At 37.3% G+C, this 12916-nt stretch carries 9 protein-coding genes and 1 tRNA gene; 3 read left to right on the top strand and 7 right to left on the bottom strand.

Translation table 11 applies throughout. The annotated features are described in order from the left end of the window. Nucleotides 1-298: 298 nt before the first annotated feature. A complete protein-coding gene (locus NZD88_RS05690; protein WP_259828121.1) occupies nt 299-1000 on the top strand; it encodes a hypothetical protein in 702 nt (233 codons plus the stop codon). Nucleotides 1001-1028: 28 nt separating this feature from the next. On the opposite strand, the gene NZD88_RS05685 is transcribed toward NZD88_RS05690, so the two are convergent. The 4 genes from NZD88_RS05685 to NZD88_RS05670 all read right to left on the bottom strand — a co-directional run bounded on the left by NZD88_RS05685 (nt 1029) and on the right by NZD88_RS05670 (nt 5128). After that, the gene (locus NZD88_RS05685) at nt 1029-1376 is read right to left on the bottom strand and encodes a hypothetical protein (RefSeq protein WP_259828120.1); all 348 of its coding nucleotides are present in this window, start codon (nt 1374-1376) and stop codon (nt 1029-1031) included. Nucleotides 1377-1636: 260 nt separating this feature from the next. Beyond that, nucleotides 1637-3802, bottom strand: coding sequence for a right-handed parallel beta-helix repeat-containing protein (locus NZD88_RS05680; RefSeq protein ID WP_259828118.1), 2166 nt, complete (start codon nt 3800-3802; stop codon nt 1637-1639). Nucleotides 3803-3969: 167 nt separating this feature from the next. Beyond that, nucleotides 3970-4056: transfer RNA gene (locus NZD88_RS05675), tRNA-Ser, on the bottom strand. Between the two features lie 55 nt (nt 4057-4111). Further along, a complete protein-coding gene (locus tag NZD88_RS05670) occupies nt 4112-5128 on the bottom strand; it encodes an asparaginase (protein ID WP_259828117.1) in 1017 nt (338 codons plus the stop codon). Nucleotides 5129-5209: 81 nt separating this feature from the next. Here NZD88_RS05670 and NZD88_RS05665 point away from each other — a divergent pair, with 81 nt between their 5' ends. Further along, a complete protein-coding gene (locus NZD88_RS05665; protein ID WP_259828115.1) occupies nt 5210-5881 on the top strand; it encodes a TrmH family RNA methyltransferase in 672 nt (223 codons plus the stop codon). Nucleotides 5882-5953: 72 nt separating this feature from the next. On the opposite strand, the gene NZD88_RS05660 is transcribed toward NZD88_RS05665, so the two are convergent. The 3 genes from NZD88_RS05660 to tsaD are packed head-to-tail and all read right to left on the bottom strand — an operon-like array spanning nt 5954 to nt 8118. After that, a complete protein-coding gene (locus NZD88_RS05660) occupies nt 5954-6649 on the bottom strand; it encodes an RsmE family RNA methyltransferase (protein WP_259828113.1) in 696 nt (231 codons plus the stop codon). A 45-nt stretch (nt 6650-6694) separates the two neighbouring features. After that, entirely contained in the window at nt 6695-7105 is a 411-nt protein-coding gene (locus NZD88_RS05655; protein ID WP_259828111.1) for a hypothetical protein, read from the bottom strand. Then, nucleotides 7102-8118, bottom strand: a complete 1017-nt coding sequence (gene tsaD / locus NZD88_RS05650) for a tRNA (adenosine(37)-N6)-threonylcarbamoyltransferase complex transferase subunit TsaD (protein WP_259828109.1) — start codon at nt 8116-8118, stop codon at nt 7102-7104. The genes NZD88_RS05655 and tsaD overlap by 4 nt, the downstream gene beginning before the upstream one ends. 4 nt (nt 8119-8122) lie before the next feature. Between tsaD and NZD88_RS05645 the strand changes: the two genes are divergently transcribed. Further along, nucleotides 8123-12913, top strand: coding sequence for a translocation/assembly module TamB domain-containing protein (locus tag NZD88_RS05645; RefSeq protein ID WP_259828107.1), 4791 nt, complete (start codon nt 8123-8125; stop codon nt 12911-12913). Nucleotides 12914-12916 lie beyond the last annotated feature (3 nt).

Below are 12916 nucleotides of genomic sequence, written 5' to 3'. Positions count from 1 at the left end.
CGGGATTCGGGGTTTAAAGTAGGAATAGCTATTTTGTATTCCGGAATGTTTAACAGCTAAACCGTTGCAGTATACAAGTTTTAAATAATCGGTTTAAGTCTTATGATCACCCTTAGTCTTAGCCTCATCAAAAAATATCATGTCTGAAATCTGAAATCTGACGTCTAACATCTAACATCTAACATCTAACATCTGATATCTTGATTCTTGACTCTTGCATCTTGACTCTCAAAAAAAATAACACGTCAAGTTTTGTCGCATTACCGCTATAGCTTTGTCCTATCAAAATTACAGAGCTATGGAATTGCCGTTTTACTTAACATTTAAAGAATTTGAAAGCCATTATTACGATACCCTTGAACAATGGTTTGAAGAATATCACAACGCGAGTGAGATCGATTTTCTCAAAGCGCTTGCAGATCAGTACAGCCCTTATCTGTATTACAGTTTTGCGGATGACAGACTTTTGGCTGATGCTTCTATGGAGATCAAAGACTGTTTTTTTCCTTACCATGAAAAGATCGGGATCTCTTTCTGTACCAGTTGTGAAAACGGAAAATACCTCAAGGCTTCCAAAAGTATGAACCATATATTTGAGTGGAAAACCATTACCATGATGGAATACGCTCAGCATATTCTGGATAAGATCAACAGGCATCTGTTAAAAAATGGCAGCTCTTTAGAGGCGAATAAAACAATTCTGGATTATATCAATGATCGGGAGATTATCACCAAACGGGAAGGAGCCGGATATTGTGTCAATTATAGCAGACATCAGGCTGCAGTTCCATTTTTAAAGGCTTATCTTCCTTACTACGGGCAGACTGTAAATATGGCAGTGTATAGAGACTTTATTTTTTCTGTAGCTCAGATTGCAGAATATATCGACAAAAAGCTAAGATCAGTTCAGGCTTTTGAACATACTATTTATGCTAAATTAAAATCAGAAGCCAAATTCAGAGTGCAGATGAGCCACCAGTTTTTGACGATCTGTAATTGAAATTGTACACCAACCATTCATATTTAAATTATATTGCCGGAAGACTTTCACCGGTCTTCCAAACAAATCCTGACAGCAATGCCAGGATTTTGTTTAATTTTAGACTACTTTTATGTCCCAAAGCAATATAACTTAAAGCCTGTTTTTTACCCAAACAATCAAGCTGCCTTCTAACTCCAAAAGCCGACCAGAAAGCGGCATTGGCATCTCCAAGACCTGGCGGGCTGATCTGCGCATGTAATGGACCACCTGTTAAATCTAATGAAAATCCTCTGATTATAATTTTTTCTATCCTGAACATCCTCTGAAATTTCTTGAGGAGTGTTTTAGATATCTGCTCAATAGTATGATTTAGCTGAACGATAATTGATACCATGAAACGATAATTGGTCATAGCGAATGTAGATCCTTTCTTCCTTAAATAATTATGCAAATGATTGTAATACTGTTGAGAAACAGGACAAAGTACATACAGGATTTAGGAATATTTTAGGAATAGAAAAGCCTGCTTAAAATCAGCAGGCTGTCAATGTTTTATTTTTCTTTTTTTTTGCCTTTTTTCTTCCAATGTGGTCTCTGCTTTTAAAACAAAATCCCGATCAAAAATGACCGGGAACTTTTTATCAACGCAGATAATTATTGTTTCATTACTCCAGAGTCTTTTAATTTTAACAGTAGACTATTAAAATCATTTCGAAGAGATGTTACGTCAATTGCTGTTGAATCAGATTGGTTTTCTGATTTTGCAATAGGCAGATTGATAATTAACGGTTGCGTATTGGTATCATAATAAGCTGAAATATTAACAGGGAAATCATCAGTGTATTTTCCAAGTACCTCAATGACAATGTCTAAATTCCAATAATTAGGATTATTAACTGCATCAGCTTCACTTTGTTTGAAGGTAATGGTAGATTTATTATTTTTTGTATAAATGCCTGTTGAAACGGGAAGTTTTTTGAAATCATCCAAAGTACCGGTATAACTGATCGGTTTTACATCTGAAACAGACATGATTTCTTTCTTTAAATTCGTTGAATCAGCGTCATACCAGTATCCTCTGGTGGTTACTTGTACAAAAAGATCTCTTGCATCAAAATTTGAAGTAAGCGCATCAAAAGTAACATCAATATATTTTCCTGACGGAATTCTTTCTACCGTAAAACTTTTTACTAATTTATCTCCTTTTGCTCTCTCTGCCACAGAAACCATAGGTGGTATTCCTTCAATTTCTATTTTATTATTGTAAGCTTTTTTAAAGAAGGCTTCAATATTGGTGTAAATAAGGCTTGGATCTACAGGAGCATTGATAACAAATTCATCTGTATTACGGAATGTATTATCATAAAACTCCAATTGTCTGTCCTGATCACCGAATATGAAGAAGAAATTGTCTTTAGATGCCAGATTTTGGAACGTGTTGTTATAAACCTTTACTCCATCTTTATGATTTCCGATGATTACACTTCCTTTTACCCCATTGGCAATAGGTGTAGTTCCGGCATCCCGTGAAATATAGTTGTCATAAACAAGAGTTTCTCTGCATTTATTGTTTTTATAGTGTGCATATTCGCAGTCGATCAATAAATTAAAATCAAATGTAGAACTCAAATAAATTTTATTTCCAAAAAAGTGGTCACCACCACCACTTAACCTTACTATTGAGTCATAAAGATTATTATTATAAATAGTGTTGTTACAGGTTAAAGCAAGTGGATCCGGCGCTACTGTGAATGAATTATTTTTAAAAACACATTTTGTAACTGTGGCATCATGAGTTCCATAATGTAAAGCTAAACCGTCTCCTAAATTATTTTCAAATAAAACACCCTCTACAACTGTGTCACTGCTGCCTCGTCCAAAATTTGACATAGTACCCTCTTCAATATCAATACCGTCTTTAGGAGATGTTCCATAAGTTTTTCCTGTATTGGTATAAGAACCACCTACTATTTTAAATCTTTTACTATTGACAACAGAGCATCCCTGTCTGTAACTATTATCCGAATGGCAGTTTCTTAAAATACCATCTTCATTCCAATCGTTTACAGGAGGATTATTAAAAAGTTCATCAGAAGTAATTGTGAAACCGTCCATACACGTATTATCTGATCGGCAATCTACAAATTCATATTTTTTTGATGAACTGATTTTAAATCCGGATTGATTATTGTAACCCGACGGATCACCGCCGTTTGGTTTTCTTGTATCTTTTGATCCGTCATAATTAAGATTAATAACCTTAAAATTTTGACATCCTAAAAATTCAAAACCACGGGTATTGGCAATAGGTGCATTATCAGGATGAGCCATAATTAATGCTCCGTTTCCGTAAATTGTAAAGTCAGATTTATTTTTAAAACTATAGAAAATGGGTGTGCCTATTTCTGTATCATTATCTACATTATGATAAATACCATCTTCAATATCGTACGGAAGATAAGTTCCATCTCCCTGTAAGTATTTTGCATTCTCAAATACAACAATAAAGTCCTTTTCCGGAAGGAAATCAATCATTCTTCTGATGGCAGGAGCATCATTGGTTACTCCATCTCCTAAAGCTCCAAATCTTTTGACATAAACAGTTCGGTTGCATAGCCAATCAATATCTACATAAAAATCAGCGCCTTTTTTTCTATAAATAATTCCATCGGCTAGATTTGACGCCATAGGAGAACCATCATGCCAGGTGGTTGTTTTTTGAAAGTTTACATTTTCTTTTGTGTAGCTGTCTACTAATTGTACTACATTGTCATTAGGAAATGGGCTTCCCAATGCAAAAAAATCTTCAGTGTAAATCATTTTGTTCTTTGGTTTAATTATTAAATTGATTACAAACTCTTGCAAGACATCTGTTATTGATCTAATACAAAACTAACTGAAGACAACGCCAAAACTTGACGTAATAAAAATTTGTTCGTCAAAAAACAAAAAAAAGTCTTAAGTATAAAACTTAAGACTTTTACTTGCAGAGAGGAAGGGATTCGAACCCTCGATACAGTTACCCGTATACTACCTTTCCAGGGTAGCTCCTTCAACCACTCGGACACCTCTCTAATTGAGATTGCAAAAATAGAGTAATTTCTGGAACCTGCAAATTATTATGCAAAATTAGTCAGTAATTTCTCCGCAAAGGCTTCTGGTGAAGTTGTCAGCAAAAGTTCCTGAGTAATTTGGGTTGCCTATAAGGTGCATCGCTTTGGTGATCGCCGTTTCCGCGGTCATATCCCTTCCGCTGATCGCTCCGATTCTTGAAAAGATATTGCTGTTTTCATATTTTCCAAATGAAATTCCGCCTGATATACACTGACTTACCACCACGATTTCAGTTCCGTTGTTTCTGATTTCCTCAAGTGTTTCCTGCGTCTTTTCACTGCTGAAAATGGTTCCCGAACCAAAAACCTGAAGAATTAAAACCTTCATTTTTGGGATTTCTTTAAAGTGGCTCAGATGCATTCCCGGAAAAATTCTCCAGAACAGAATATCTTCAGAAATATGTTCATCCACATGAAATTCTACCCCGGGATCACAACGGTATAGATTGTCCTTGATAATATTTAAATGCACTCCCGATTGTCCCAGAATAGGGTAGTTCGGACTTGAATAAGCATCGAAATACTCAGCAGAATATTTCAGCGTTCTGTTTCCTCTTAATAATTTGTATTCAAAATAAACGGCCACCTCCTGAATGACGGCTTCGTCATTTTCATAAAAACTGGCGTAATAAAGGCTCGTCAGAAGGTTTTCCTTGGCATCCGTTCTCAGATCTCCGATAGGAAGTTGCGAACCCGTCATGATCACCGGTTTTCTCAATCCTTTTAACATGAAACTTAAAGCAGAAGCGGTGTAGGACATGGTATCTGTTCCATGAAGGATCAGAAAGCCATCATACAGTTCATAATTTTTGAGAATGTAATTGGCGATCACTTTCCATTCCTCAGGCCCCATATCGGAAGAGTCCAGCGGTTTGGCGAAAGGATGTACAAAGACTTCGCATTCCATTAATTTCATCTCAGGCATTTTTTCGAAAATATTTCCAAAATCAAATGCGCGGAGGCTTCCGGTTTCATAATCTTTTTCCATACCGATGGTTCCTCCGGTATAGATGAGCAGGACTTTTCGTTTCATGAATTACTTTTTAGTAAGAAATTGAGCCTCGTTCAGGTTCATAGCCCAAAATTACGTTAATTTGCAAAGATTTGAAAATGAATGGAAGATTTAGCACAAACTTTTGACTATTTAAAACAGTTTTTAACAGAGGAAAGACTCTCAAAAATAGAACATTTCTCCAAAGAAAGTTCCGATTTTGTCCTTCCTGTGATGGATGATGTTTACCAGTTCAGAAACGCGGCGGCCATTATAAGATCCGTAGAAGCCTGTGCTTTCCATAAGGTTGTAGCGATGGAGGAGGAGAATATTTTCGATCCTAATCTTACCGTAACCAAAGGGGCAGAAACGTGGGTTGAAGTTGAAAAAATGCCAAAAAACATTGATTCTTTACAAAAAATTAAAGATCGGGGATATAAAATTCTGGCGGTATCATTGGAGAAAAATGCCGTAATGCTTCCTGACTACCAAATTAAAGAACCGATTGCCTTGGTTTTCGGAACTGAAATGGCAGGAGTTTCAGAAGAAGTTATTGATTTTGCAGATGAAACGCTTGCGATCCCAATGTATGGCTTTACGAGAAGTTTTAATGTATCGGTGGCAGCTGGAATTTGTATGTATGAACTGAAACAGAAACTGATCAAATCAGGTATTGATTATAAATTAAATGAAGAAAAACTGATGAAAATGAAAATCCGTTGGGCAGTAAATTCAATGCAAAGCGGACAGCAGATTTTTCAGAAATATTTGAGAGATAACAATATTGAAATGTAATTTTAAAATATCAATAGGAGCGGGCTTTAGCCCGCTTTTTCTTTTCCGTAAATAAATTGGCTTTAGCCAAACCTATTTTAAGTTCAAATAATTCCAGGACGCCACAAAAACACCCGCAGTTTCCGTTCTTAATCGCTGATTTCCAAGAGAAACAGCTTTAATTCCTTTTTCGGCTAAAAGATGAATTTCTTTATCAGAAAAATCTCCTTCAGGACCAATTAAAAACGTAATATTATCCAAATGCGGAATATTTTTTAACTCCATCCTTTCTAAATTTTCATTACAGTGTGCCACGAAAGTCTGTTCTGGATTAATATTTTTCAGAAAATCAGGAAGTTTAATTAAATCATTAACAACTGGAAAATGAAATCGCAAACTCTGTTTTGAGGCCGCAATTGCTTGTTTTCTAAGTTTGTCTATACTGATGTTTTTACGCTCTGTTTTTTCAGTTTGTAAAATGGTAATCTCAGAAATACCCATTTCTACAGCTTTTTCTACAAAAAACTCAATTCGGTCAATATTTTTAGTCGGAGCAATAGCAATGTGAAGTTTTGGATTAAAATCAAGAGTATTCGTTTTAATTTCCGAAACCTCGATATGGGCTTTTTTGCCTTCAATCACTAATTTTCCGGAAGCTACATTTCCTTTTCCGTCTGTTACGTGAATTTCTTCACCATCTTTCATACGAAGAACTTTTACAATGTGCTGTTGTTCGTCGTCATTAATTATTGCTTTTCCGTTATTGATTTCGCCAAAAAAAAGTTTCATATATTGATATTTAGAATGCGCCTGAATTTTATTTATAAGTGATGATTAAAAGGAAATTTCATTATCGCTTAAAAATGCCACACCGGTTTTTATCGTGGTGTAAATATCACCTTCACAATCTCTATATGAACACGCGTAAATTTCTTCAATCCACTTATTATTCATAAATATTAAATTCAAATATTCGTTTTTTCTTAAATTATTTTTGATAGATAAATAATCTCCTTCTTTGGGTTCGTAAGTAAAACTAAACACATTTTCTGAATTGATTTTCTCTACGATCTCTTCCTTTATATTTTGAACATATCCAATTTCTGAACTTATCATTAAATAATCTTCATCTTCAGATTTTTCTGTCACTTCATTTTTTCCGGTAATCGTTTCTAAAACCCAGTAATATTTTGAATTTTTTTTAGACTGCGTTCCCAGTACTTTTTCTTCTAAAAGTATTTTCATAAATCATATTTTGCTGTTGCGGACGTTTTCATATCCGTAAATTCTCCTCGCTCATATTTCAGTTGAGCAACCATCGCTATCATCGCCGCGTTATCGGTAGTATATTCAAATTTTGGAATGTAAATATTCCAGCCTGATTTTTCATGATGATCCTGCATCACTTTTCTTAAAGCAGAATTGGCAGAAACCCCACCGGCGATCGCCACTTCTTTTATATTTAACTCTTTGGCCGCCTTTTCAAGTTTAGTCATCAGAATTTCAATGATTGTTCTTTGAACGGAAGCGCACAAATCATTCAGGTTTTCTTTAATAAAATCCGGATTTTTTCTAACCTCTTTCTGAATAAAATAAAGAACAGAAGTTTTGATACCACTGAATGAATAGTCATAATTCTCCATTCTTGGTTTGTTGAACGTAAAAGCATCAGGATTTCCTTCCTTAGCCAGTCGGTCTATAATAGGTCCAGCAGGGTAGTCCAGATCAAAGATCTTTCCGATCTTATCAAAAGCTTCTCCTGCAGCATCGTCAATTGTTTTTCCGATAATTTCCATATCAAAATAATCCTTCACCAATACAATCATAGTATGCCCCCCGCTTACTGTAAGACACAGGAAAGGGAATTGAGGCGGCATAGGATTTGCATCTTCAATGAAATGGGCTAAAATGTGGGCCTGGAGATGGTTTACTTCAATTAACGGAACATTCAAACTCATTGCCAAAGACTTAGCAAATGACGTTCCTACAAGAAGAGATCCTAAAAGTCCGGGGCCGCGTGTAAATCCTATAGCTGAAATAGCATTTTGTTGTATATTTGCTTTAGTAATAGATTTTTCAACAACGGGAATTATATTTTGCTGATGCGCTCGCGATGCCAGTTCCGGGACCACACCTCCATATTCTTTATGGATGGCCTGATTCGCAGCGATGTTCGAAAGAATACAGTTTCCCTTGATGATAGCTGCTGAGGTGTCGTCGCAAGACGATTCAATACCTAAAATTATAGAGTCGCTCATAATAATGGCAAAGTTAGAGAATAATAACGAGAATGAGAATAAAAAATCAGTAGCTGAAAACCTAAGTGATCAGGTACAGAAGACTGTTGGGGATGTAGAAGATGCTGTGAAGGAGACAGTTAAGGAAGCGTCTGAGCTGGCATCAGATGCCATTCATCATCCTGTGGAAACGGCTGAAGAATTTGGGAAGCAGGCGGTGAAAGATGTGACCAGTTATTCCTGGTGGGCCAGACTTCTCCTCATCCTTTTCTGGCTGGGGGTTATTCTTGTTGGCGGTGTATTGACGGCCATTAATCTTCCTGCAACCAAGCAATGGGCAGCAGATCAGGCACTACAGATCGTTAATAAAGATTTTAAAGCTGGGATGTCTACGGAAAGTGTAGAAGTAGATTATTTCGGAGACGTTACTATAAAAGGGTTAAAAATAAAGGATTACAAAGGCCTAGAATTCATCAAAGCCAGAGAATTTCGCGCCAATTCCGACTGGATGTCGTTGGCATTCAATGCTATTTCCGGAAACAGCAATTCATTAAGCTTTAATTCCCTTACCCTTGTCAATGCAGATATAAAAGTCATCACTTACAAAGGCGACAGTATTTCTAATTTTATCAGATTTACGCAGCTTTTCGACAGTGGTAAAAAAAGAGATCCGAAAAAACCGGCTTTCCAGTTGGATTCTCGTGTACAGATCATTGATTCAAAAGTTTCTATCGTTAGTCAAAACTCTCCGGGAGAACCCGGGAAATGGCTTACCGCAACAAAATTTAATCTAAAAGCGCCTAATGTAAAGGTGAATGGAGCCAATATTTCAGCGCTGATCAATAATATGTCCTTCGTCACTTCCAGATGGGGAAAATCTCATTTTGTAGATACATTCTCTACAGAACTCTCTTTTACGCATGAATTTCTATCATTAAAAGACCTTACCCTGAATACGGATCATTCATTACTTCAGGGGAATATCAAATTTAATCTTCATGATGGATCATGGTCAGAATTTGCAGACCGTGTCCGTTGGGATATGGAAATTAAGCAGGGAAGTCAGTTAAGTGGTTATGACATCAGCTATTTTGTGACCAACTGGGATAATTTTAAGCCATTCAACCTGGCAGGAAAAATGACAGGCCCTTTAAATAAATTTCACTTAGAAAACTTCCTCATCAGAAACCCTGATGTAAATATTGCCACCAAAACCATGAAGATAGACAGGTTGCTGAAAGGAAATTTTTCTATAGAAACCAACGACCTTTCAACAGATTTTACCTACAAGGATCTTAAAGCCATGTTGCCTTCATTTATTTCTAAAAAGATGAAGAATTTTGCAGATGACTTCGGAAAACTGAAATATAACGGAGCTGTAAAGGTAAATCCTGAGCAGATCTATGTGGCAGGCGGAAATCTGATGACAGGAATAGGACAGGCCAAGATCTCCAAGCTTTATCTTACCGGATATAGCACAGCAATGCCTAAATATTCAGGATATCTCGAAGTCAAAGACCTGAACACTTCTGTCATCACGAAAAACAAAACAGTTGGCCTGATCTCAGGTAAATTTGATCTTAACGGACAGAGTTTTGACGTCAATACAATGCGTCTGACTACCAAGTCTCAAATCAGCAGTATCGAGATTATGGATAAGCAGATCAGCAACCTGTATCTGGACGGATTATTAGATCATAAAAAATATAACGGACTCATCACCGTGAATGATGAACAAGCTAAAGCAACCATTAAAGGTCTTATTGACTTCAGCACCTCAAGGGTTGCAATGAATGTGAATGCAGATGTGACTTCTCTGAATATCAATTATTTTACCAATAAACCGGGAAGCCAGATCGTGAGCGGCCAGGTAGAAGGTAAAATGTCCATGTCCTCCATTAATGACCTTACTTTAGACGTGGATGCTAATAATCTTAATTTTGCTACAGCTACCCAAAAATATATTATTCCTAACGCGAAGCTGAAAACCTTTGTGGAAGCAGGCGGACGTGTCATTGATGTGGATGCACCAGGTGCGGCAAGCGGTAAGATCTCAGGGAAATATAACCTGGCGGATCTGGCAGGAATGATGGAAAACGGTATTGGAAGAATACTGGTGGGACCTCCACCGAGAAAATTGTACAGAGGACAGAACTTTAAAATGAATTTTGATGTTCAACAGGGTGTTGTGAATTATTTTCTTCCTGACCTGAAACTTCCACAAGGTGCTTTGGTAGAAGGAGAGTATAACGGAGATTCCAATGATCTGATCCTGAATCTGGATGCCGCTTCTCTAAAATACATCATGACGAAGAAGGAAGAGATTACGGATGCAGACAAAGCTTTAGCCGCAGCCAATCCTGAATACAAAATCAATGACCGGACTAATATTTCCAGAGACAGTGCGATGATTGACAGTGTTATGATAAGGGTGAACACAGCAAATCTTGATCAGCAGATTTATGCAAGGGTCAGCAAACTATTGTATAATAAAAATGTCATCAAGGATTTTGAACTTAAAGGTACAAATGAAAATAATACAGCCCTTCATCTGGCCACTACATTTAAGCATGGTAGTCCGGAAGATGAGCTGGATGACAATCTTAAAGCTTATGCCATTAATGTAGACCAGTCTACGAATGCTGCGGGAGATTATGTTTTCAGGTTTGAACCTACAGAAGTGAAATTCAACGAAGTTACGTGGGCAATAGATACAAGTCCCGAACTGGATCACTCTATTACGTACAGAAAAAATACCGGGGATTTCGACATCCGGAATCTTCGTATATATTCAGAGAAAAGTGCCCTGTTTATCAAAGAAGCACAATTTAAATCGGCTAAAGATTTTTATCTAGATGCGGATATCGAAGAATTTGCGGTAGAAAAACTTCTTGAAATGCAATCCGGCGGAAATCCTATGGGCATAAAAGGACTTGCGAACGGAAGTGTGAAGATCAAAATGGATAAAAGCACTTTGCAGCCATTGGTAGATCTTACCGTAGATAATATTATGATGAACGGAAATGAAATGGGAGACCTTACGATTTCCGCGACAAATGGTTTCTCTCTGAACGTGTATGATGTTGACGTCAAAGTGGCTTCTGCCGGCGTTCTTGGAAATAATAACCTTCATCTGACAGGAACTGTAAATAATAACACAGCTTCTCCAACGATTGATCTGACAGCGGAAATGCGTGATTTTGACCTTGCCTTTACCCAGCAGTTTGTTCAGACTGTTTTTGGAAACATTCGAGGAAAGGCAACGGGAGATCTTAAAATCAATGGTAAGCTGAGTAATCTTGATTATAGTGGAGATATTGCCATGAAAGGTTTTGGTCTGAAACTTCTCTTTACAGGAGTGGATTATTCATTTGATGACACCGTAATTCCTCTTTCCAAAGGACTTGCGATTCTTAATAATATTGAAGTGCATGACGGAAGATCTAATTCTAAAGGAACGATTTCCGGTGCGATTCAGTTTGAAACCATTTCTTCAATGGGGGTCAACCTGATAATGAGAGCAGATAATCTTCTGGTGCTGAATACCTCACAGAAAGATCTTGACCTTTTCTGGGGAAGAGTTTACGGACAGGGAGATTTGTACGTAGACGGACCTGTTTCGGGATTGAGTATTTCCACTCCTAATATGAAGGCATTGAATGGAAGTACCTTTACGTTTAATTCCAGTTCAACGTCCAATGTGGAAGAATTTAAAATGCTGAGGTTCCTGAAAGAAGGAAAAGACGGAATGATCACTCTGGAAGAAAAGAAAAAGACCGGAGCTAATATGAATATCGATTTCAGTCTGGATGTAGACAAAGGAACTACAGTTAATGTACTGGTAGGTGATGATGTGGGAAATATTACCGTAAAAGGAACGGCAGAAAGGCTGAGGTTCCAGATGGGAAGACGTGGAGGAATTGCGATGAACGGGACTTATAAGGTAGACAACGGAACATTTGTTTCCAAAGCGATTCTGAATAAAACCTTCCAGATAGAAAAGAACAGCAGTATCAGATGGGATGGTGATGCCATGAAGCCGGCGCTGGATATTACAGCCAATTATGTAAGAATGGTTTCGAATGCCGGTGAATATTTAAGTATGGGGAAATTGCAGCCGATCAGTGTATTGCTGCAGGCCAATATTACCCAATCACTGATCAATCCGAAGATAGACCTGAATGTGACCGCACTGGATGTGTCCAGCCAGGTAAAAGAGACATTGGCGGCTAAGATGAGCCAGGAAGGAGAAAAAGTTCTCCAGTTCGGTTCTGTACTGTTGCTGAGTACCTTTAATGTATCCAATAGTGGAGGAGTAGACTTTGACGTAGCCGGAGTAGCTGAATCTTCAGGGTACAATATGCTGCTGAAACAGCTGGGATCTGTACTTAATACCATGAGTAATGAGTTCCAGATTGATTTGAATTATGTAAAAGGTGATCAGAATTCCAATACTGGTGACCGGGCCAATGCAGGGGTAAGTGTAGCGCTTTCACCGAGAGTCAATATTAAAACAGGGCTGGGAATTCCACTGACGAAAACTGAAGGTGCCCAGAATAATTATCTTTCCGGGGAAGGATCTATTGAATATGATGTCTCAAAAAAGAATGACGGAAGTCTTGTTTTAAGAGGGTATTCTAAGCCTACCAATATAGGAATGATAAGTACGAATGGTTCTGCAAATCAAGCTTATGGTGGGGGTGTTGTGTGGAGTAAAAGCTTTAATTCTCTATTCAAAAAGAGGAAAAAAGATAAAAAAAACCCGGAAGCCAAAAGTGAAATAAAAACAGATTCTACAAAATCAGGTGCTAAATAATCG

Source organism: Chryseobacterium pyrolae (genome assembly GCF_025153485.1).
Taxonomy (GTDB): domain Bacteria; phylum Bacteroidota; class Bacteroidia; order Flavobacteriales; family Weeksellaceae; genus Chryseobacterium; species Chryseobacterium antibioticum.
Note: the sequence above shows the minus strand (reverse complement) of the source record. Positions and strands in the feature narration are given on the sequence as shown.

What these genes read in the sequence shown, in the direction of transcription:
- NZD88_RS05690 (WP_259828121.1), top strand. Translation starts at nt 299, where the DNA reads ATGGAATTGCCGTTTTACTTAACATTTAAAGAATTTGAAAGCCATTAT.
- NZD88_RS05685 (WP_259828120.1), bottom strand. Translation starts at nt 1,376, where the DNA reads ATGGTATCAATTATCGTTCAGCTAAATCATACTATTGAGCAGATATCT.
- NZD88_RS05680 (WP_259828118.1), bottom strand. Translation starts at nt 3,802, where the DNA reads ATGATTTACACTGAAGATTTTTTTGCATTGGGAAGCCCATTTCCTAAT.
- NZD88_RS05670 (WP_259828117.1), bottom strand. Translation starts at nt 5,128, where the DNA reads ATGAAACGAAAAGTCCTGCTCATCTATACCGGAGGAACCATCGGTATG.
- NZD88_RS05665 (WP_259828115.1), top strand. Translation starts at nt 5,210, where the DNA reads ATGGAAGATTTAGCACAAACTTTTGACTATTTAAAACAGTTTTTAACA.
- NZD88_RS05660 (WP_259828113.1), bottom strand. Translation starts at nt 6,649, where the DNA reads ATGAAACTTTTTTTTGGCGAAATCAATAACGGAAAAGCAATAATTAAT.
- NZD88_RS05655 (WP_259828111.1), bottom strand. Translation starts at nt 7,105, where the DNA reads ATGAAAATACTTTTAGAAGAAAAAGTACTGGGAACGCAGTCTAAAAAA.
- tsaD (WP_259828109.1), bottom strand. Translation starts at nt 8,118, where the DNA reads ATGAGCGACTCTATAATTTTAGGTATTGAATCGTCTTGCGACGACACC.
- NZD88_RS05645 (WP_259828107.1), top strand. Translation starts at nt 8,123, where the DNA reads ATGGCAAAGTTAGAGAATAATAACGAGAATGAGAATAAAAAATCAGTA.